General features: G+C 72.3%; 8 protein-coding genes and 3 pseudogenes. 7 read left to right on the top strand and 4 right to left on the bottom strand.

Annotation, left to right across the window (positions count from 1 at the left end):
• The first annotated feature begins 95 nt into the window (after positions 1–95).
• Positions 96–935: an NAD(P)-dependent oxidoreductase gene (locus NFU81_RS29815; RefSeq protein ID WP_251496613.1), complete on the top strand. Its 840-nt coding sequence runs from the start codon at positions 96–98 to the stop codon at positions 933–935.
• Between the two features lie 173 nt (positions 936–1,108).
• Positions 1,109–1,393: an antibiotic biosynthesis monooxygenase family protein gene (locus NFU81_RS29810; RefSeq protein WP_251496611.1), complete on the top strand. Its 285-nt coding sequence runs from the start codon at positions 1,109–1,111 to the stop codon at positions 1,391–1,393.
• Positions 1,394–1,681: 288 nt separating this feature from the next.
• Here NFU81_RS29810 and NFU81_RS29805 read toward each other — a convergent pair whose 3' ends face one another.
• Positions 1,682–2,266, bottom strand: a complete 585-nt coding sequence (locus tag NFU81_RS29805; RefSeq protein ID WP_251496608.1) for a TetR/AcrR family transcriptional regulator — start codon at positions 2,264–2,266, stop codon at positions 1,682–1,684.
• A gap of 177 nt (positions 2,267–2,443) precedes the next feature.
• Positions 2,444–2,623: pseudogene (locus NFU81_RS29800) on the bottom strand (FAD-binding protein); the annotation flags it as partial.
• A 152-nt stretch (positions 2,624–2,775) separates the two neighbouring features.
• Here NFU81_RS29800 and NFU81_RS29795 point away from each other — a divergent pair.
• Positions 2,776–3,051 (top strand): annotated as a pseudogene (locus NFU81_RS29795) (IS701 family transposase); the annotation flags it as partial.
• A gap of 40 nt (positions 3,052–3,091) precedes the next feature.
• Here the strand turns inward: NFU81_RS29795 and NFU81_RS29790 are convergent.
• Positions 3,092–3,295 (bottom strand): annotated as a pseudogene (locus NFU81_RS29790) (integrase core domain-containing protein); the annotation flags it as partial.
• A 1,016-nt stretch (positions 3,296–4,311) separates the two neighbouring features.
• On the opposite strand from NFU81_RS29790, the gene NFU81_RS29785 reads away from it, so the two are divergent.
• On the top strand, positions 4,312–5,400 hold the full coding sequence (locus NFU81_RS29785; protein ID WP_251496603.1) for a ParB/RepB/Spo0J family partition protein: 1,089 nt from the start codon (positions 4,312–4,314) through the stop codon (positions 5,398–5,400).
• 60 nt (positions 5,401–5,460) lie between these two features.
• On the opposite strand, the gene ccrA is transcribed toward NFU81_RS29785, so the two are convergent.
• Positions 5,461–6,813, bottom strand: a complete 1,353-nt coding sequence (gene ccrA / locus NFU81_RS29780; RefSeq protein WP_251496600.1) for a crotonyl-CoA carboxylase/reductase — start codon at positions 6,811–6,813, stop codon at positions 5,461–5,463.
• 582 nt (positions 6,814–7,395) lie between these two features.
• On the opposite strand from ccrA, the gene NFU81_RS29775 reads away from it, so the two are divergent.
• From NFU81_RS29775 to NFU81_RS29765, 3 genes are read left to right on the top strand one after another with little or no spacing between them, the layout of a single operon-like run.
• Entirely contained in the window at positions 7,396–16,095 is an 8,700-nt protein-coding gene (locus tag NFU81_RS29775) for a type I polyketide synthase (RefSeq protein ID WP_274037741.1), read from the top strand.
• Positions 16,092–19,391 (top strand): type I polyketide synthase, encoded by a 3,300-nt coding sequence (locus NFU81_RS29770; protein WP_251496593.1) that lies wholly within the window; start codon positions 16,092–16,094, stop codon positions 19,389–19,391. Before NFU81_RS29775 ends, NFU81_RS29770 begins: the two co-directional genes overlap by 4 nt.
• Positions 19,388–22,726, top strand: a complete 3,339-nt coding sequence (locus NFU81_RS29765; protein WP_251496590.1) for a non-ribosomal peptide synthetase — start codon at positions 19,388–19,390, stop codon at positions 22,724–22,726. Before NFU81_RS29770 ends, NFU81_RS29765 begins: the two co-directional genes overlap by 4 nt.
• Positions 22,727–22,730: the final 4 nt, after the last annotated feature.

Genomic DNA, 22,730 nt, shown 5'->3' with positions numbered 1-22,730 from the left:
GTCGGTCCGGGCACGGGGCCCGGCCAAACGGGGCCCCGCGAATACCGGACACCAAGCACTACACAACAATCTTCGCTTCAGGAAAAGGTGACAAGATGACCGAGCACGAGCTGCGCATCGGCTTCATCGGACTCGGCGCGATGGGTCGACCGATGGTCGAGAACCTGCTGAGAGCCAGCTTTCCTGTCACGGTATTCGACGTCCGGACCGAGGCCACCGAGCCACTGAGGGCCTCCGGCGCCGCCGTCGCGCCGTCACTCGCAGAACTCGCACGCACGGTGAACATCGTGGAGATCATCGTGCGCACCGAGGAACAGGTGAACGCCGTACTCTTCGGCGAACCGGACGGAGGCATCGCCGACTATCTCGAATCCGGAGCGGTGGTCCTCATCCACAGCACCATCTCTCCCGCGGCCGTCGCTACCGCGGCCCAGCGGCTGGCCGACTGGGGTATCGCGCTACTCGACGCACCCGTGACCGGCTCCATCAAGGGCGCGGTGGAAGGAACTCTCTCGTTCATCGTCGGTGGCACCGAAGCTGCTGTCACACGATGCGCTCCGGTGCTGCAGACCCTTGGATCGGGAACGATACGAGTAGGTGAGCCGGGGGCCGCCCAGCGCGCCAAACTCATCAACAACATGCTCGCCGGCGTGAACAGCGTCGCGATCGCCGAGGGGCTTGCACTGGCACGCGCAGCGGGCCTGAGCTATGAGGCCGTGCTTGAGGTCGTCAACGCGGGCACTGGCGCCAGCTTCATGAGCACCAACCGTGAAGCGCTCCTTGAGATGGGCCGTCAGTCCGACCTGGCAGGGCTCGGCTACAAGGACCTCCTTCTCGCCCTGCAGGAGGCCCACAGCTGGGAGATCAGCCTTCCGGTCACTGCCATCGCCACACAATTCCTTGCCGACTACCACAAAAACCAGCCCACCCAGTAGTGAGGGGCTCGGGGCGGAAGAGTCCAGACCAGATGTGAGCCAGCGCTGCCCTTTGACAGCCTGCGATTCAGGTCTCCTGGCCTCCGTCCCCACCCCCCGTCGCTCAAAGCACCGACCATGGGCGGAAGCCCGCATCGTGTATTCGCATCGTCATCGCTAGGAGTGATCACGTCATGGTGTTGGAGATCGCGGCCATGGAAATCCGTGCCGGGGCCGAGGATGAATTCACGGCGGCATACGCAGAGGTGCGCCGGTCCGTACTCACGCATCCCGGAGTGCACGAGATACGCCTGGTCCGCGGAGTCGAGTCGACCAGCCGATTCATGCTGCTCGTCGAATGGGAGGACGTGTCGACCCACGAAAAGTTTCGTCAGTCAGAGCAATTCCAGACCTGGCGATGGACACTCGCCCCGTATCTTGCCGCTCCGTCGCAGGGCGAGCACTATCGCGATGTCTGACCCTGGATCCCCGAGGGCGACGGATGCCGTTCCAGTGCACCTCCCGCACCGGGTCGGCGGGCCACGGCGCTGGTGAGCCTCGACCTGCCCGACAAGGGCCGCAAGCGATGGACCATGTGCTGGAAGGCGCCCCTGAACGCCTTCCAGATCACCTTAGAAGGCCGCCTCACCCAAAAAAGGCCCTTTGCAAGAACTGGATCCGTCCTCTACGGGACACACCCGACGTGATGAACCTTATATCGCTATCACTCCAAGAGCCCGCAGGCCGGCCTGCGTCTACCTGGTTGGTCAGTTCTTCACGATGCCGTGCAGGAACAGGTCAATGAGCCGGGTGGCCAAATCGTGCCGGCGCTCGCTGCCAGCCATGAGGCTGATTCCTCCGAGAGCCATAAGCACGTCCTGGGCACTGACTTCCGCCCGCATCGCCGACGGGCCCTGTGTCGGCGTGAGTAGGTGGTCGATAGCATCGGTGAGCATGGCCCGGGTCTCAAGTCTCTCGCTATCGTTGGTCAGCACCACGCGCAGCGCGTCGGCCATCCCCTGCTTGGCAGCCATGAAGTCGATGAAGCGTTCCATCCAAGTCCGCAGCGCATCCACGGGTGGCTGTGTAGCGGCGAGTTGCGGCGCGGCATCGCACAGGCGCTGCACCTCGAGTCGGTAGATCGCCGCGACGAGCAGTTCCTTGGACGGGAACCGACGATAGAGCGTGCCCACGCCGACACCAGCGGCGCGGGCGATGTCCTTGACCGAGGCGCCCATGCCTTCGCGGGCGAAAGCGACTGCCGCCGCCTCCAGTAGTCGGTCCTCGTTACGCTGCGCGTCGGCCCGCAGCGGTCGGCGGGAGCGTGCTGTAGCCTCCTCATTGCCGGTCAACCCGACTCCCTTCGCATCACGACCTTCAAGCGGAACTAGTTCCGGATATTAGGGTAGACGGCCTCCTGTCTTCGCGCCACTCGCTGGCTGGGATCTGGCCGCCGAACTCCGCCGCATTCTGTGCTGCAACTTCTTCACACTGCCCGGTCAGAATCGGGTACCACCGCTCATCCCGTCGGCGCCCGATAAGGCGACATGCAACCGCGTCGACATGCTCTTCCCGGTTTGGCCGACCTGCGGGTACCAGCCTGCGTCGACGGCGGCCCATGAGGCTCCGACGGCCGTGCCGAGGGAGTCGGCCAGGGCCTTGATGAGTGAGAACTTCTCTGTACCGTTGACACCACGGCCGCCGGAAATCGGGGCTTTCGTCGGGTGGCGGGAGTGTAGCGGGACTCTGAACGTGCAGAAGCGGTCGCACGGAGACCGTCCCTCGAACGTGCGGCACCGCCGCAGGTAGTGACGGTGGCGGGGCAGCCTCCCAGGGTGATCACCGAGTATGCCGCCGCACACTGGGACTCGAACCGGACGATCTCCTCTTGCTCGTCGGCCACCGCTTCGGCCGTGTAGAGCTTCGCCGCCGCATGCGTGACTACGTACGCGTGCTGCATGTTCCCGTGGCCCGGCAGCCGGCCGAGCAGGCCGGCCACTCCACCCCTGACGGCCTGCAGCACCTGCTGGCCGGTGCGAAGTGGGAGCGGGACGGCATCCGTGACGATCTCCAGCAATATGTCACCGACGAGCTCGGCGAGAGCGACGGCGTCCCGATCATCGACGACACCGGCTTCTGAGCTTGTTCCGCTTTGACGGACACCTCTGGTGTGGTGGTCAGGCTGCGAGTGCCGTCTTGTATTCGGCGGGGCTGCGATAGCCGAGGCTGCTGTGCAGACGGTGCAAGTTGTACCAGCTTTCGATGAAATCAAAGATCGCGGTGCGGGCGGCGGCCCGGCTGGGCCAGGTGTTGGTGTGAAGCAACTCGCGCTTGATCGTGGCGAAGAACGACTCGGCGAGGGCGTTGTCCCAGCACTGTCCAGTGCGGCCGACCGACATCGGTCACCCCGCCGGCACAGCTCGACGCTCTCGGTCTTGAACTCCAACGTGAACGAGCGGCGAGGGCGTGGCTTCTTCTTCCCCATGCTCTCCATGATGGACATCCTGCCCGGGCAGAACCCCTGATCTCGGATGTCCGTCAAAGCGGATCAAGCTCAGTCCACGACGTCGGCGGCGGGGACGGACAATCTCGTGCCTGCGACGTTCGGTGGAAAGCGGCACAGGCAGCCAGACGTTAGTCGAGCCTTGTCCCCCTGGCAACGAGGTGATGCCACAGCCCGGGGTCCCATGTCGGTGTGAGGACTCGGGAGAGAATTGACCGATAATCGCCAGGACATCGGGTGCAAAGAGGCGCACTCCCGGCGCCGGCGCGATCAGGTCGGCCGTCATGGCCGCCCGGCCGTACTCCCTGGCGCTCATGGTCTCTGCCACCTCGCCGCATGCCGTAGGGGTAGACCGGGCCGGCCGCCGCGGCTCGTGCGCGGCGGTCCGCCAGGACGACCCGTGTTCGAAGTGCGCCACGCCGAGGGACGCGCCGGTGAACCTCACCGAACCGCGCTCAGGGGGAGGTTGTCCGAGACGGGCGCGGGGCGGGTACCAGGCGCCGCAATGAATGCCGCGGGACGCGCGTAGATCCGGCCGGACCGGGCAGGGCGGCGGACGGTTGACACGCCTGCGGAGCTGTCGCTAAGAAGCCGTATGAACCTTCCCGTCACGGGGGCCCCGGGCCGGCGCAGTGCTGCCCGGGCTGATGATCGACGTCGCAGGCATGCGATGAACCGACAGGCCGTCAGCCGCTGATCGAGTGGCGCGGTCTGTCCCGCGGTCGGCGCACCGGGCACCGGCCGGGGCGGCGCGAACGTAACGTCCTCGGCTACGCGTGCGCCAGGGCGAGAAGGAGGTTATCGACCCACCGACCGAAGGCTTTGCCCGGTTCTTGAGTGCATGCGTCCGGCCAGTCCGGGCAGTTGCGCTCACAAGCGCCAAGAAGGGGCCACGTGTCTTTATTACCGAGCGGCGATGACTCTTGGGATTCCCTCTCCGAGAGTCCCTCACGCCGCCGTACACAGGTAGTTCCCATCAGTTCCCTGCTGCCCGCCGACTCCCCGCGCCTGGCGGGGGAGACGGCGGAGCACGCCCGCGCCCTGGCGGAGTCGCAGGCGCCGCTGCCGCCCATCGTCGTCCACCGCGCCACGATGCGGGTGGTGGACGGCACGCACCGGCTGCTGGCTGCGGTCCTGCGCGGTGACGAGTACATCGAGGCCAGGCTGGTGGACGGCACGGACGAGGACATCTTCGTCCTCGCCGTCAGCCTCAACGCCGAGCACGGTCTGCCGCTTTCCCGCCAGGACCGTACGGCGGCGGCGATCCGCATCGCTGAGAGCCATCCGCACTGGTCCGACCGCCGGATCGCCTCGGTGACGGGTCTGTCGCCGGGCGCGGTGGGAAGTCTGCGCAACCGGGCCGCCGTGCCCATGCCCCAGCTCGGGCTGCGGACGGGCCTGGACGGCCGCAACCGCCCGGTGAACGGGGCCGCCGGCCGGATCGCGGCCAGCAAGGCGATCGCCGAGAGCCCGGACGCCCCGCTGCGGGAGATCGCCAGACGAGCCGGGGTCGCCCTCGCCACGGCCCGGGACGTCCGCAACCGCATGCGGCTGGGGCAGGACCCCGTGCCGCCCAAACTCCGGCCGGCCGCCGGGCATCTTACGCAGGACGCCGCGCTGGAGCCTGCCCCGCCCGCACCGCTCGAGCCCGCCCGACCGGAGCCCGCACCGGCCGGTGTGCTGTCCGAGAGGGTGCTCGCCCGCATGCGCCGGGACCCGAGCCTGCGCATGTCGCAGGCGGGCCGGGAACTGCTGCACCTGCTCGCCTCCCACCTGCTCACCGACGAGCAGCGGCAGGGCCTGGCAGCTGGTGTCCCCGCGCACCGGGCCGCCGACGTCGCCAACGCGGCGCGGTTGTGCGCCGACCGCTGGCTGCAGTTCGCCAGCGACCTCGAAGTGCGGCGGGCAGAGGGCGGAGAGCGGTCGCCGGCGCGAGGCCAGGGTGACCTCGCTGTCGCCGGGGGTATGAAGTCACGCGTGTGACAGGGTAGTTGCGGCGGGCCGGCCGCCGTACCGCTGCGGCGGGGGTGGCCGGCCCATGCGCTATCGCGCCGCCAGTACGGGCTTGCCGGTACGGAAGCGGTTGATGGCCGGCTCGTGGTCGGCCCGCAGTTCCGGGTCGGTGACGCCCAGTCCCTCCCGCGGTGCCAGGCACAGCACGCCGACCTTGCCCTGGTGGCGGCCCTGGTGGACGGCTTCCATCGCGTCCGCGGTGCGCTCGAGCGGCACCACCGCCGACAACGTGGGGTGCACCTTCCCCTGGGCGACCAGCCGGTTGGCCGCCCACGCCTCGCGGTAGTTCGCGAAGTGCGTTCCGATGATCCGCTTGAGGTGCATCCACAGGTAGCGGTTGTCGAAGGTGTGCTCGTAGCCCGACGTGGATGCGCAGCTGACGATCGTGCCGCCGCGGCGGGCCACGTACACGCTGGCGCCGAAGGTCTCCCGCCCCGGGTGCTCGAACACGATGTCCGGGTCCTCGCCGCCGGTCAACTCCCGTACCCGCGCCCCGAACCGCTTCCACTCCCGCTGGTCCTGGGTGTGCTCGTCCTTCCAGAACCGGTAGCCATCCGCGGCCCGGTCGATGACCAGCTTCGCGCCCATCCGCCGGCACAGCTCCGCCTTCTGCGGGCTGGACACCACGCAGACCGGGGTCGCCCCGCCGTTCAGCGCCAGCTGGGTGGCATACGAGCCGAGACCGCCGGTGGCGCCCCAGATCAGTACGGTGTCGCCCTGCTTCATGCGGGCGCCGTTGTCCGAGACCAACTGCCGGTAGGCGGTGGAGTTCACCAGCCCGGAGGCGGCGGCCTCCTCCCAGGAGAGGTGTTCCGGTTTCGGCATGAGCTGATTGGCCTTCACCAGCGCGAGTTCGGCGAGCCCGCCGAAGTTGGTCTCGAATCCCCAGATCCGCTGCTCCGGGTCGAGCATCGTGTCCGCGTGGCCGTCGGGATGGTGCAGCTCCACCGACAGGCAGTGCGCCACGACCGCCTCGCCCGGCTGCCAGCCGGCCACGCCGTCGCCGCAGCGCAGCACCACCCCGGACAGGTCCGAGCCCAGCACGTGGTAGGGCAGGTCGTGCCGGGCGGCCTGGGGTGAGGTCTTCCCGTACCGGGACAGGAAGCCGAAGGTGGGCAGCGGCTCGAAGATCGAGGACCACACCGTGTTGTAGTTGATGCCGCTGGCCATCACCGCGACCAGCACCTCGCCCGCAGCAGGCTCCGGTGTCGGGACCTCTTCCAGGTGCAGCGACCGGCGCGGGTCCTTGTCCTGGCCGGCCAGCCCGTCGAACATCGCCACCTCGTCGGCGTGCAGCGTCACCCCCCGGTAGAACTCCGGCACCGGAAGCCGCCCCAGGTCGCCGGGTGCGCCCGCGAGGATCGCCTCAAGAATCTCCTGCATATGTCCGGCTCTCTTTCCGGCTCGGTCCGCGAACAAACGCGACACGGGTAACGAGTGATGTCGTTTACCAGATGTAGAAGCTGAAATCAGCCGCTCGGGGATGTCCGTTTCGCTGTCATCCTGCCGAATTGTGGGGGCGCGAGTGTGACTCATGCTGGCACCCGGCGACCGGGGCGTCCAGCCGTCACGGCCCCCCGCCGCCTGTGTCAAAGGAAGTTCAACTGTCCGGTCCGGTCAGTTGAACACGCCGCCCGGATCCGGCCGGCACGACCGCGGGCGGCAGTGTCTTGACGGAGCGCAGGGCGTCCTGGAAGCTGACTCGCGAATAACGGGAAACACCAGAGGAATCGGTAAACCTCAGGTAACACCGGATCGGTGTTCCCCGCACCGCCCCGTGAATGGTCGGCGGTGCGATCTCATCGGCTGCGACAGTCGATTCCAGCGGCGAAGTTCGAGAACGATTTGCGGTAATCCACGTCAGGTATCGGGTGTTGCCGCGGTGAATGCGGTGGAAGAGCCGGGAGATGTGCCGGTTCCGCCGGGCACGCGCGCACAAGTGTCGAGCACTGAGAGGACGGTCGGATGCTGGGCCGCGATTCAGAATCGCTTGTCGACCATTTCCGTACGGTCTTCGGTAGGCATCCGGAGCAACAGATCTTTCGGTTCCTGGTGGACGGCGAGGGCGAGCCGCACGCCTTGACCAACGCCGAGTTCGACCTGCGTGCCCGCACGATCGCCGCGGTGCTGCGGGAGCGCTTCCCGGCCGGGGAGCGGGCGCTGATCATGTGCCCGGCCGGCCTGGACTACGTGGTCTCCTTCTTCGCCTGCCTCTACGCCGACCTCGTCGCGGTGCCCGTCTACCCGCCCGACCCGGCCTTCCTGATGCGCACCCTGCCGCGGCTGACCGGCGTCATCGAGGACGCGCAGCCCGCGGTCGTACTCGCGCCGGCCGGGACCACCGCGCTGGCCGACCGTATCGCCGAACTCGCCCCGGCGCTGCGGGACATCGCCTGGGTCGCCGTGGACGAACTCGACACCGCGGCCGCCGACGCCTGGCGCCACCCCGGCACGCGCCGCGACGACCTGGCCTTCCTCCAGTACACCTCCGGCTCCACCAGCCGCCCCAAGGGGGTGATGGTCAGCCACGCCAACCTGCTGCACAACATCGGCGCCATCTTCCAGAGGGTGCTGCTGGGCGAGCGCGACCAGCACGTGGTGAGCTGGCTGCCGCCCTTCCACGACATGGGCCTGATCTTCGGGCTGCTCACCCCGCCCTACGCCGGCTTCCCGGTCACCTTCATGTCGCCCTTCTCCTTCCTCAAGCGGCCGCTGCGCTGGCTGCGGGCGATCTCCGACGTCGGCGGCACGGCCAGCGCCGCCCCCAACTTCGCCTACGACCTCGCCGCCGCGAAGATCACCGAGACCGAGCGGCAGACCCTCGACCTGAGTACCTGGCGGCTGGCGGCCAACGGTGCGGAGCCGGTCCGGCCGCAGACCCTGGAGCACTTCACCCGCACGTTCGCCCCCAGCGGCTTCCGGCCCGCCATGCACGCCCCCTCGTACGGGCTGGCCGAGGGCACGCTGATGGTCTCCAGCGGCGACGTGCTGTCCCCGCCGCTCAGCAGGAGGCTGCGGACGGCCGGGCTGCTGGCCGGCACCGCCGAGGATGCCGGGCCGGACGAGCCCGCGCGGACCCTGCTCAGCTGCGGCATGTCGATGAACGACCAGCGGGTCGTCGCGGTGGACCCGCAGACCCACGTCCTGCTGCCCGACGGCCGGGTCGGCGAGCTGTGGGTCGCCGGGCCCAGCGTCGCGCAGGGCTACTGGAGGCGCGAGCAGGAGAGCGAGGAGACCTTCCGTGCCCATCTGGCAGGCAGCGGCGACGGCCCGTTCCTCCGTACCGGCGACCTCGGCTTCACCGACAGCGACCAGATCTACGTCACCGGACGCATGAAGGACGTCATCATCGTCGCGGGCCGCAACCACTACCCGCAGGACATCGAGCGCACCGTGGAGGGCGTCGGCAGCGGCCTGCGGCCCGGCTGCGGCGTGGCGGGCGTCCGGGAGATCGATGGCGAGGAACGCCTGATCGTCGTCCAGGAGTACCGCGGGGGCCGCTCGTCGGACGCACCGGCCCGGGTCGCCACCGGGATCCGCGCCGCGATCGCCCGCGAGCACGGCCTGCAGGCGTTCATGGTGGTGCTCGCCCGCAGCGGCACCGTCCCCAAGACCTCCAGCGGCAAGCTCCAGCGCCGGGCCTGCCTCGACGCGGTCCTGGCCGGCACGCTGAACCCGCTGTACGAGTGGCGGGCGGACGGGGTGCCGGCGGACGGCGGGGCTCCTTCCTCCCCCGACGGGGCCGCGGACGGCGGCGCGCGGGAGTCCGGTACGGCGCGCAGCGCTTCCGCCGCACCTGCCCTGGACGCCGCCGAGGTCGAACTGTGGCTGCGCGGGGCGCTGGCCGCAGCAACCGGCGTGCGGGCCGAAACCGTCGATCCCGGGCTGCCCTTCGCCGCGTACGGGCTGCGGTCGGTGGAGATGGTCACGATGGTCGGGGACCTCGAACGGCGCTTCGGCGCAACGCTCGCGTCCACCGTCGTCTGGGAGCACCCCACTCCCGCCGACCTCGCCGAGTACCTGGCCGGCCGCGCCCCGGAGCAGGCACCCGCCGCCACGGTCACCCCGGCTGCCTCCGCCGCCGCGCCGGTCACCCCGCCCGCCGCCCTCCGCGGCGTCCCCGGCACCCCCGCCCCCGCGGAACCGGTCGCCATCATCGGCATCGGCTGCCGCTTCCCCGGCGGTGTCGACGGACCCGAGAGCTTCTGGCGGTTGCTGAGCGAGGGCAGGGACGCGGTGACCGAGGTGCCCGCCGAGCGGTGGGACGTCGACGAGTTCACCTCCGAGGACCCGTCCGCCCCTGGGCGGACCAACAGCCGCTGGGGCGGATTCCTCGACGGCATCGACCAGTTCGACGCGGCCTTCTTCGGTATCCCGCAGCAGGAAGCCGCCCGCATGGACCCCCAGCAGCGGCTGCTGGCCGAGGTCGCCTTCGAGGCGCTGGAGAACGCCGGGGTGCCCACCGACGGGCTGGCCGGCTCGGCCACCGGCGTCTTCGTCGGCATCTCCACCTTCGAGTACGCCACCGAGCAGTTCCGCGACCTCGACGCCATCGACCGCTACAGCGGCACCGGTGGCGCCCCGAGTATCGCCGCCAACCGCCTGTCGTACCTGCTGGACCTGCGCGGCCCCAGCATGGCGCTGGACACCGCCTGCTCCTCGTCGCTGGTCGCGGTGCTCCAGGCGTGCGCGAGCCTGGAGCGCGGCGACTGCGACCTGGCCCTGGCCGGCGGCGTCAACCTGGTGCTCACCCCGGCCCTCGCCATCAACTTCAGCAAGGCCGGCGTGATGTCCGCCGACGGCCGCTGCAAGCCGTTCGACTCCCGCGCCGACGGATATGTGCGCTCCGAGGGCGCCGGGGTCGTCGTCCTCAAGCCGCTCAAGCGCGCGCAGGCAGACGGCGACCCGGTGTACGCGGTGATCCGCGGCGGCGCGGTCAACCAGGACGGCGCAAGCAACGGCCTGATGGCGCCCAACCCGCGGGCCCAGGAGGCGGTGCTGCGCGCAGCCCACCGCAGGGCCGACGTGCGGTCCGCGGACATCGGCTACGTCGAGGCGCACGGCACCGGCACGATCCTCGGCGACCCGATCGAGGCCAAGGCGCTCGGCGCCGTCCTCGGCGACGGCCGCGACCCCGCCGCGCCGTGCCTCATCGGCTCGGTGAAGTCCAACCTGGGCCACATGGAGGCCGCCGCCGGCATCGGCGGGCTGATCAAGACCGCGCTGGCGGTCGGCCACCGTACCGTGCCGGCCACCCTGCACTACCGCGAGCCCAACCCGCACATCCCCTTCGACGACCTCGCGCTGCGGGTCGCGGACACCCTGCAGCCGTGGCCGGGCACGGACGGCGCACCCGCGCTGGCCGGCGTCAGCTCCTTCGGCTTCGGCGGCACCAACGCCCACCTGGTGCTGGAGCAGCCGCCCGCCCCCGCCACCCCGCCGCAGAGCGCGGCCGGCGCCGTACTGCTGACCGTTTCCGCACGCGACGACAGGGCGCTGGGCGACCTCGCCGCGGCCTACGCCGGCAAGCTCGCCGCCCCCGGTCTGGACCTCGCCGCCTTCGCCTGCGCCGCCGCGGTCCGCCGCACCCACCACGAGCACCGGCTGGCCGTCGCCGGCTCCTCGGCCGGGGAACTACGCGCCGCGCTGGCCGCGTTCGGCCGCGGTGAGGAGGCGGGAGGCCTGTCCAGCGGGGTCCGGCGGGTGGGCTGGCGGCCCAGGACGGTGTTCGTTTTCTCCGGGCAGGGCCCGCGCTGGTGGCCCCTGGCCGGCGACCTGCTCGACGAGGAGCCGGTCTTCCGGGCGGTCCTCGAACGCTGCGACGCGCTGCTGCGCCGCCGCACCGACTGGTCCCTGCTGGAGCAGCTCACCGCCGGCCCGGCTGCTTCCCGGCTGCTGGACACCGCCGTCGGGCAGCCCGCACTGACCGCAGTGCAGATCGCGCTCGCCACCCTGTGGCGCTCCTGGGGCGTCGAGCCGGCTGCCGTCGTCGGCCACAGCGTCGGCGAGATCGCCGCTGCCCACGTGGCCGGGGCGCTCGCCCTGGAGGACGCCCTCGTCGTCGCGCTGCACCGCGGCGTCGCCCTGCAAGCGGTCACGGGCAAGGGCCGTATGGCCGTCGCGGGAGTCACCCTGGACCGGGCACAGGAGATCCTCGCCGAGCGCCCCCGGGGCGCGGTGTGGGTGGCGGCGGGCAACAGCCCGAACTCCACCGTCTTCTCCGGCGCGGGCGCCGACCTGGAGGCGCTGGCCAAGTCCCTGGAGGCCGACGGCGTCTACTGCCGGGTCCTGGAGTCGGTCGAATTCGCCTCGCACTGCCCGCTGATGGAGCCGGTCGCCCAGGAGCTGTGGCGGCTGCTGCCCGACCTGCGGCCGCGTACCGCCGCCCTGCCCATGATCTCCACGGTCACCGGGCGGTCCGTGGACGGCGACCTGCTCGGCGCCGAGTACTGGGCGTCGAACCTCACCCAGCCGGTGCTGTTCGACACCGCCGTGACCGCGCTCGCCGAGTCCGGCCACGACGTGTTCGTCGAGCTGTCGCCGCACCCGATGCTCACCGACGCCGTCACCGAGCGCCTGTCCTCGTACGGGCACACGGCCGCCGTCTCCTCGCTGCACCGCGACCAGCCCGGCCGCGCCGCCGTCCGCACCGAACTCGGCCGCCTCTACACCGCGGGCTACCAGGTCGACTGGACCCGGGTGTACGGGCCCGCCGGCCCGATGGCCGACCTGCCCACGTACCCCTGGCAGCGCTCCCGGCACTGGTTCGAGGAGGGCACCCGGCACCGGCCGGTCGGCCGGCATCGCGGCCACCCCGTGCTGCGCTCCCACGTGCGCTCGGCCCTCGCGCCGCACGCCGCCCACTGGACCGCGCCCGTGGACCTGGCCGGATTCCCCTACCTGGCCGACCACCGGGTCGGCGGCGGCGCCGTCCTGCCCGCCGCGTTGGTGCTGGAGGCGGCGCTGGCCGCGGCCCGCCTCCACCTCGGTGGCGGCGCCGCGCTCACCGACGTGGACCTCACCCGGCTGACCGTCGTACCGGAGGAGGCCGACGACGCCACGCTGCAACTGGTGCTCGTCCCCGAGACCGAGGGCACCGGCTCGGTACGGGTCCACACCCGGGCCGGCGCCGACGGCGAATGGACCGAGGCCGCCCGGGGCGCCTTCCGCCGCGCCCCGCGCGCCCCCGACGTCGAGCCGCTGTCCGTGGCACGCGACCGGTGCACGACCGCCGTCGCGGCCGACGACCACTACGCCGGGCTGCACCGGGCCGGGCTGGAGTACGGGCCCGCGTTCCAGGGTGTCGAAGAGCTGTGGCGCGGGCACGGCGAGGCGGTCGGCCGGCTTCGCGACCTGGCCGCCCTGACCGCCGACCGCGGCGAACACCTGGTCCACCCGGCCGTGCTCGACAGCGCCGTGCAGGTGCTCTCCGCCGCGCTCGGCACCCCGGAGGAGCCGCCGGCGACCTATCTGCCGGTGCGGGTGGGCGGCTTCACCCTCTTCACCGATCGGGCCGAACCCCGCTGGGCACGTGCCGCGGCCACCGCACCCGAGCCGGGCGCCGCGGAGATCGCCGGCGCCTCGGTCGTGCTGTACGCCGAGGACGGCACTGCCGTCGGCGAGATGACCGGGATCGCGTTGCGGCGCCTGGAGCGCGGCCAGGACGCCGACCCGGTCACCGGGTCCCTGTACGAGATCACCTGGCTGCCCGCCCCCGCCGAGCAGCCCGCGGCCGAACCGCCGGGCAGTTGGCTGCTGTTCGCCGACGCGGGCGGGACCGGGGCCGCGCTCGGCGCCGTACTGGGCGACGCCGGCGGCAGCTGCGTGACCGTCACCGCCGGCGCCGCCTACCGGCAACTGGACGGCGGCCGTTACGAGCTGGACCCGGCGCGGCGCGAGGACGTCGCCGCCCTGCTGGCTGACCTGGCCGCGGCCGGCACCCGGCTCGCCGGGATCGTGCACGCCTGGGCGCTGGACGTCGAACTCACCGACGGCGGCGGCCCGCAGCAGTTACCAGCCGTGCAGGATGCCGTCACCGGCCCCGTGCTGCACCTGGTGCAGGAGCTCGCCCGGGCCGGGCAGGATCCCGCGCCGCGGCTGGTGCTGCTCACCCGCGGCGCCCAGCGGGCCGCGGCCGGCGACACGTTGGCGGCCGGCCAGTCGCCGCTGTGGGGGCTGGCCCGGGTGATCGGCCTGGAGCACACGGAACTGCGGCCCACCGTCGTGGACCTGGACCCTGTCCGGCCGGCGGGCGAGGCCGAGCTGCTACTGGCCGAACTGCTGCGCCCCGGCGACGACGACCAGGTCGCCCTGCGCGGCACCGAGCGGCTCACCCCGGCGCTCCAGCGCTGGACGCCGCCCGCCGCCGACCCCGAAGCGCGGCCTGTCTGGACCTTCGACGCCGGCCGCGACGGCAACCACCGGCTGCTGGCGGCCCGGCCCGGCAGCCTGGCGAGCCTGACCGCCACCTGGTGGCAGCGCACCCCGCCCGGCCCCGGCCAGGTCGAGATCGAAGTCGCCGCCGCCGGACTCAACTTCAGCGACGTCCTCAAGGCACTGGACAGCTACCCGGGCGCGCAGGGCGTCGTCCCGCTCGGCGCCGAATGCGCGGGCCGGGTCACCGCCGTGGGCGAGGGCGTCACCCGCCACGCGGTCGGCGACCGGGTGATCGCGGTCGGCGGCAGCAGCATGGCAGCCTTCACCACGGTCAGCGAACACCTGGTCGCCCCTGCGCCGGCATCCCTCGGTGACAACGAGGCCGCCGCCGTGCCCGTCGCCTTCCTCACCGCTGTCCACGCCCTGGAACGGCTGGCCCGGCTACGCAAAGGCGAGAGCGTTCTCGTCCACTCCGCGACCGGCGGCGTGGGCCTCGCCGCCCTCCAGATCGCCCGCCGCCGCGGCGCCCGCGTCTACGCCACCGCCGGCACCGAGGAAAAGCGCGAACTGCTGCGCGGCCTCGGCGTGGAAGCCGCCATGGACTCGCGCACCCTCGCCTTCGCGGACGAGATCACCGAACGTACCGGCGGCCGCGGTGTCGACGTCGTCCTCAACTCCACCTCAGGCGAGGCAATGGTCCGCAGCCTGCGGCTGGTGGCGCCCGGCGGCCGCTTCGTGGAGATCGGCAAGCGGGACATCTACGGCGACAGCCACATCGGCCTGGACTTCTTCAAGGACAACCGTGCCTTTCTCGCGGTGGACCTGGAACGCACCATCCGGGAGGCGCCGGCGGACGTCGCGGACCTCTTCGTCGATGTCGTCGCGGGCTTCGAGCGCGGCGACTTCACCGCCCTGCCCGTCACGGTCCACCCCTTCGGCGACGCCCCCGCCGTCTTCGCCGCCATGGCGCAGGCCCGGCACACCGGCAAGCTGGTGCTGCGCCCCGAGGCTGGCGAGCGGATCACCACCGCCCCGGGCGCCCCTCCCGTACGGCCGGGCGCCACGTATCTGATCACCGGCGGCCTCGGCGCCCTCGGCCTTGAGACTGCCCGCTACCTGGCGGACCAGGGTGCCCGGCACCTGGTCCTGGCCGGCCGCAGTGCGCCCTCGGCGGCAGCGGAAGCGGCCCTCGCCGAACTGCGCGGCCGCGCCGAGGTCGCGGTGGTCGCCGCCGACGTGTCCGCACGCGAGGGCGTCGACGCCATCCTGGACCGGATCGATGCGGGCATGCCACCGCTGGCCGGGGTCGTGCACGCCGCAGGCGTCCTGGACGACGGCCTGCTGACCGGCCTGGACCGGGAGCGGTTCCGTACGGTCGCCGGCCCCAAGTCCGCCGCCGCCTGGCACCTGCACCAGGCCACTGCCGAGCGCCCGCTGGACTTCTTCGTCCTGTACTCCTCGGCCGCCGCCGTACTCGGCTCGGCCAGCCAGGGCAGCTACGCCGCCGCCAGCGCCTTCCTCGACACGCTCGCCCACCACCGCCGCTCGCGCGGACTGCCCGCGCTGAGCGTCGGCTGGGGCCCGTGGGCGCAGATCGGTCTGGCCGCCCGTCCCGACCGCGGCGGCGCCCTGGCCGCCCGCGGCATCGGGAGTATCAGCCCGGGCGACGGTATGGCGACCCTCGACCTGCTGCTACGCGCCCCCTCCGCCCATGTGTGCGTGCTGCCGCTGGACCGGGACAAGCTGCGCGGCCACCTCGGCGCCGGCCTGCTGCGCACCCTGCTGGCGGACGCGGACGCGGACGCGGACCGCCGGCCGCTGGACGAGGTACGACGCCGGATGCTCGCGGTCGAGCCGGGCCGCCGCCGCCGGGCGGTCCTGACCGAGCACTGCCGTGCTGCCGCCGCCCGGGTGGTCGGCATCGAGCCGGAGCGGATCGACACCAGTGCCCCCATCACCGGCTTGGGCTTCGACTCGCTGCTGTCCCTCGAACTGCGCAAGTCGCTGGAGTCGTCGCTGCGGGTGCAGCTCCCGTCGACCGTCACCTGGCGCTTCCCGACCATCGACGTCATGGTGCCGTACCTGGCCGAGCGGATGGAGATCGAGCTGGAGCCCGGTCGGGCCGATGGCGCGAAGCCCGCCGAGGAGCCCGTCCACGCACCGGCCGCCGCGGCCCGGGCTGCCCAGGGGCCGGCAGACCCCCCGGACCTGGACTCGATGTCCGCCGCGGAACTCGAAGCGCTGCTACTGGCCAGGACCCAGCAGATCAACGGAGGGGACCAGCGATGACGCCGCCCGGAGCCGGCACGGTATCGGCCGACACGCTCAAGCGCGCCTATCTGACGATGGAACGGCTGCAACGCCAGGTGGAGGAGTACGAGCGGGCCAGGACCGAGCCCGTCGCCGTCGTCGGCGTCGGATGCCGCTTCCCCGGCGGGGTCACCGATGCGGCCTCGTACTGGTCGATGCTGCTCGGCGGCACCGACGGGGTCGGCGAGATCCCCGCCGACCGCTGGGACCACAGGAGGTTCTACGACGAGGAGGCCGGCAGGCCCGGCAAGGTCTACACCCGCTCCGGCGGGTTCATCGACGGCCTGGACCGCTTCGACCACGACTTCTTCGGGATCTCCCGCCGCGAGGCGATGGCCATGGACCCGCACCAGTGGCTCACCCTCCAGGTGGCCTGGGAGGCCCTGGAGGACGCCGGGCAGGCCCCCTCCGGTCTGGCCGGCAGCCGCACCGGCGTGTTCATGGGCGCGGCCAGCTCCGACTACGTCACCTCGCGCATCCGCCGCCCCGAGGAGATCACCGCCTACACCAGCTCCGGGGCCGCCGCCAGCTTCGTGCCGGCCCGCATCGCGTATCTGCTGGACCTTCGCGGCCCCAACATCACCGTCGACACCGCGTGCTCCTCCTCACTGGTGGCCGTCCACCAGGCGTGCCAGAGCCTGCGGTCGGGGGAGAGCGACCTGGCGCTGGCCGGTGGCGTCAACGCGGTGCTGTCACCCGTCCTGATGATCTCCCAGTCGCAGTTCGGCTCGGTGTCCCGGCAGGGCCGCGCGATGACCTTCTCCGACACCGCCGACGGCTACGTACGTGGCGAGGGCTGCGGCGTCGTGGTGCTCAAACGGCTGTCGGACGCGGTACGCGACCGGGACCGCGTGCTGGCCGTCGTCCGCGGCGGCGCCGTCAACCAGGACGGACGCAGCGCCGGCATCACCGCGCCCAACGGCGCCGCGCAGGCGGACGTCTTCCGCCGGGCGCTGGCCGCCGCCGGGGTCCGTCCGGAGCAGGTCGGCTACATCGAGACGCACGGCACCGGCACCCGCCTCGGGGACCCTATCGAGGCCGAGGCGCTGGCCGACGTGTACGGACGCAGCCACGGCTCCGCCGTCTACCTCGGCGCGGTCAAGACCAACATCGGCCACCTGGAGGCCGCGGCCGGCATCGCCGGATTCATCAAGGCCGCGCTGTGCCTGTCGCACGCCGTCATCCCGCCGAACCTGCACTTCACCCGGCTGAACTCCAACATCTCCTTCGACGGCACCACCTTCGCGGTTCCCACCGAGGTCACCCCCTGGCCGCGGACCGACGGCCCCCGGGCGGCCGGGGTGAGCAGCTTCGGGCTCAGCGGCACCAACGCGCACCTGATCCTGGAGCAGGCACCGCCGGTGCCGCCGACGCCGGAACCGGACGAGCGCAGGCCCGCCTGCGTGCTGGCCCTGTCCGCCCGCACCGAGAGCGCGCTGACAGCCCTCGCCGGCCGCTACGCCGACCGGCTCACCGACGGCGACGCCACCCCGCTGGCCGACCTGTGCTACTCGGCCGGCACCGGCCGCTCCCACTTCCGCCACCGCCTCGCCGCGGTCGGCGCCACCCGCAAGGACGTCGCCGGCCTGCTCAACGGCTTTGTGAGGGGCGAGAGCGCGCCCGGCCTGGTCCAGGGCGAGGCCGGCAGCTCCGACGTGGTGTTCCTCTTCACCGGGCAGGGCGCCCAGCGCCCCGGCATGGCCCACGGCCTGTACGACACCCAGCCCACCTTCCGCCGCGCGGTGGACGAGTGCGCCCGCATCCTACGGCCGCTGCTCGACCGGCCCCTGCTGGAGGTGCTGTTCCCGGACGACCCCGCGGACACCCTGATCAACGAGACCGCATACGCCCAGCCCGCCACCTTCGCCGTCGAGTACGCGACGGCCCAGATGTGGCAGTCCTGGGGTATCACCCCCGCGGCCGTCCTCGGCCACAGCTTCGGGGAGTGCGTCGCCGCCTGCGTCGCCGGCGCGATGTCCCTGGAGGACGGGCTGGCCTTCGCGGTGGAACGCGCCCGCGTCATCCAGGAGCACGCGCTGCCCGGCACCATGGCCGCGGTCTTCGCCCCCGAGGCCGAGGTCGCCGCGGAGATCACCGCCCACCGCGACCGGGTGAGCATCGCCGCCGTCAACGGCCCGGCCGCCACTACTATTTCGGGAGACCGGGAGCTGGTGGAAACCGTCTGCGCCGCCTTCGCAGCCCGCGGCGTCAGGGCCAGACCGCTGCGCATCGCCTCCGCCGGGCACTCGCCGCTGATGGAACCGGCCGTCGAACCGCTGCGCCGCGCCGCGGAGAAGATCACCTTCACCGCTCCGCGCATCCCGCTGGTGTCCAACGTCAGCGGCGAACTGTGGCCCTGGGACCAGGCCCCCGGCCCCGACTACTGGGCCCGGCACGTCCGTGCGACCGTGCGGTTCTCCGACGGCGTGCGCACCCTGCGCGGCATGGGTTACCACACCTTCCTGGAAGTGGGCCCGGCGCCGACCCTGCTGGGCGCCATCAGCGACGCCCTGCCGCCCGGCCACGACGACCTGCTGCTGCCCAGCTTGCGGCCAAGGCAGGACGACTGGGACGTGCTGCTGCCGACCGTCGCCGAGCTGTACGCGGCCGGCGCCGGTGTGGACTGGGCCGGCTTCGACGCCGACTACGCCCGCGCCAAGGCGCCGCTGCCCACGTACGCCTTCGACCCGGTCCACTGCTGGCCGGAGCCGCAGCCGGGGGAGGGCTGGATGGGCGCGTCGGCCACCGAAAGCACCGTGTCCGACGGCGCCTCGACGCAGGACGAGGACGCCCCCGTCCGTCAGACGCGCGCCTCGCGCCGCGCCCGCCGCCGGGCGGGCCGTATCCCCTCCGCCCCCGAACTGCTCGCGCTGGCCGAGGCCGAGCGGCTGGACACCCTCGCTCAGCGGCTCCTGCTCGCCGTCAAGGACGTCCTCGGCTCCACCTCGACCGACGTGGGCCTGGACGAGCCGCTGACCGGCTTCGGCCTGGACTCGCTGATGGCCGTCGAACTGCGCAACGAGATCGGGAACACGCTGGGCATCACCCTGCAGATCACCGACTTCCTCGGCGGCGCGACCATCCGCAGCGTCGCCGGGCGCATCGTCGAGGGGCTCGCCGCGACGGGTTCCGCACCGCGCGACGACGCCGGCGCACCCACCGCGATCCGGCGGTTACCCCGCGCCGCGGACGTCAGCGCCGACGTGGCCGCGGGACTCCTCGCCGAACTCACCGGTTCCGCCGCCCACGAGCCCGGCACGGAGGTGCGTCCGTGACCGGCGCCACCGACGACGACTTCGCCGTTCGGCTGGCTGCCCTCACCCCCGAGCAGCGCGCCCGCTTCGAGGCGCTGCTCGCCGAGCGCGCCCCCGCCGAGGACACCTTCCCGCTGGCGGTCCTGCAGCGCGGCACCTGGTTCCTGGAACAGCTCCGCCCCCGCAACCCCGGCTACGTCGTGCCCGGTGCCGTCCGCGTCGAGGGTCCCCTCGACAGCGGCCTGCTGCGCGTAGCGGTCGCCGAGGTCGTCCGGCGCCACGAAGCCCTGCGGACCACGTTCGAGCTGCGCGACGGCGCCCCCGTCCAGGTCGTCCACCGCCATGTGGCCGTCGACGTCCCCGAGACCGACCTCACCGGCCCCGGCCACACCGAGGCCGACCGGCAGAAGTGGATCGACGACGCCCTCGCCGAGCCCTTCGACATCGACACCGCGCCCCTGGTGCGGGTCCGGCTGCTGCGCACCGGCCCCGAGCAGTCGGTGATCGTGATGGGGATGCACCATCTGATCTCCGACCGCTGGTCCTCCGAGGTCTTCCTGGCCGAACTGTCCGAGCTGTACGAGGCGTCCATCGCGGGCCGGCCCGCGGTGCTGCCCGAACTGACCGTCCAGTACGGGGACTTCGCCTCCTGGCAGCACCAGCAGCTGGAAGACGGCGGCTGGCAGCGGGACCTGGCCTACTGGCGCGACCACCTGGCGGGCGCGCCACCCGTCCTCGAACTGCCCGCCGACCGCCCCCGCCCGGCTGTCCAGGGCTTCAACGGCGGCTCCGTGCCCATCGACCTGCCGCCCGCCCTGGTCCGCGAGCTGGCCGCCCTCGCCGCCCGGCACGGCGCCACCCCGTACATGGCGCTGCTGGCCGTCTTCCACATCCTGCTGCACCGCCTCACCGGCCAGGACGACATCGTCGTCGGCGTGCCCACAGCGCTGCGCGGGCGTGCCGAAGTCGAGCCGCTCATCGGCTACTTCGTCAACACCCTGCCGATCAGGGGCGACCTGAGCGGCAATCCCACCGCCGAGACGGTCCTCACCCGGGTGCGCGACGCGTGCCTGGGCGCGTACGAACACCAGGACGTCCCCTTCGAGCTGATCGTCGCCGACCTCAACACCCCCCGCGACCTCAGCCGTCCGCCGGTCTACCAGGTCAGTTTCAGTTACGGCCGCGAGCCCGTGCCCACCCTCGCCATGGCCGGCGCCCACCTGACCCGGCTGCAGGTGCGGAGCGAGGGTGCCCGATTCGAACTGGAACTCCAGGCGTTCGACACCGACGGCGGTCTCACCGGCTGGTTCGAGTTCGACCGCGACCTCTTCGACCGGGCCACGATCGTCCGCCTCGCCACCCGTTTCCGCCGACTGGTCGAGCAGGTCACCGCCGCGCCCCGCACAGCCATCGGCGATCTGGACCTCCTCGACGCCGCCGAGCACCACCGTGTGGTCACCGAATGGAACGCCACTGAGCGGGAATTCACCGGCGGCCTGGTCCATGAGTGCATCGAGGCGCAGGCCCGCCGCACGCCCGGGGCCGAAGCCGTCCGCCTTGAGGGGGCCTGCCTCGGCTACGCGGAGCTGAACGAGCGCGCCAACCGGCTCGCGCACCTGCTGCGCGGTCGCGGTGTCGGCCGGGACGTCCTGGTCGGCGTCGCCATGGAGCGCTCCCTCGACCTGGTCGTCGCGCTGCTCGCCGTCCTCAAGGCCGGCGGCGCGTACGTACCGCTCGACCCGGACCTGCCGCCCGCCCGGCTCGCCGCCATCGCCGAGGACGCCCGGCCGCCCGTGGTGCTCACCCACGGTCCGGCGGCCGGGCGACTGCCCGCGCTGGACTGCCCGGTGCTGCGGACGGAAGACCTCGCCGCCGAACTGGCCGAGCAGTCGCCGCAGAACCCCGGGGTCGCGGTGGACGGCGAGGACCTGGCGTACGTCATCTTCACCTCCGGCTCCACCGGCCGGCCCAAGGGCGTGCTGAACGTCCACGCCGCGCTGCGCAACCGGCTGCTGTGGATGCAGGACGCCCACGGCCTGGACGCGAGCGACCGGGTGCTGCAGAAGACGCCCTTCTCCTTCGACGTGTCGGTGTGGGAGTTCTTCTGGCCGCTGATGGCCGGCGCCACCCTCGTCATGGCCAGGCCCGGCGGCCACCGCGACAGCGGCTACCTCGCGGACACCATCGCCGCCGAGCGGATCACCACCGTCCACTTCGTACCGTCGATGCTGCGGCTCTTCCTCACCGAACCCCCCGAGCGGTCGGCCGGCCTGCGCCGCGTGTTCTGCAGCGGCGAGGAACTGCCCCGCGACCTGCACGACGGATTCCTCGCCCTGCACCGGGCCGAACTGCACAACCTGTACGGCCCCACCGAGGCCGCCATCGACGTCACCGCCTGGCACTGCAGCCCCGGCGGCGAACCCGGCCCGGTTCCCATCGGCCGGCCCATCGCCAACCTCCGGACGTACGTCCTGGACCGCCACGACCGGCCCGTGCCGGTCGGCGTGGCCGGTGAACTGTGCATCGGCGGGCGCGGGTTGGCCCGCGGCTACCTCCGCCGCCCGGATCTGACCGCCGAGTGCTTCGCCGCCGACCCCTTCCTGCCCGGCGCCCGCATCTACCGCACCGGCGACCTCGCCCGCCACCGCGCCGACGGCGCCCTGGAGTTCCTCGGCCGCCTCGACCACCAGGTCAAGCTGCGCGGCCAGCGCCTCGAACTCGGCGAGATCGAGGCCGTCCTGTGCCGGCACGGCACCGTGCGCGAAGCCATCGTGACCGCCCGCGAGCACGCCCCCGGTGACGTCCGCCTTGCCGCGTACGTCACCGCCGCCGGGCCGGACGCGCCCGCTGCCGCGGAGCTGGCCGCGCACCTGCGCGAATACCTGCCCGACTACATGGTCCCTGCGTCCCTGACCGTGCTGGAGGCGCTGCCGCTGACCCCCAGCGGCAAGGCGGACCGCAAGGCACTGCCCGAGCCGGCGTCCGAGCGGCCTGAGTCCGGGACCCGGTTCGTCGCCCCCGAGGACGGCCTGGAGCACATGCTCGCCGACATGTGGCGCGGCCTGCTCGGTGTCGAACGGGTCGGGACGCAGGACAACTTCTTCGACCTCGGCGGTCACTCCCTTCTCATGGCCGAACTGCGGGCCGGACTGGCTTCGCTCGGTCACGAGCTGACCATGGTGGAGCTGTTCCAGCACCCCACCGTCGGGTCGCTGGCCTCGTACCTCGGCGGTGCCCGCACCGGGCGCGAGACCGCCGCGCACGGCGCGAGGCAGCGCGCCGAGAACCGTCGTCAGTCCCGCAACCGGCGGCAGCAGGCAGCCGAACGCCGGGCGTCCTCCCGCGGAGACAGGTGATCGA

This window comes from Actinacidiphila cocklensis (genome assembly GCF_907177275.1).
GTDB lineage: Bacteria > Actinomycetota > Actinomycetes > Streptomycetales > Streptomycetaceae > Actinacidiphila > Actinacidiphila cocklensis.
This window is presented reverse-complemented; position numbering and strand designations above follow the sequence as displayed.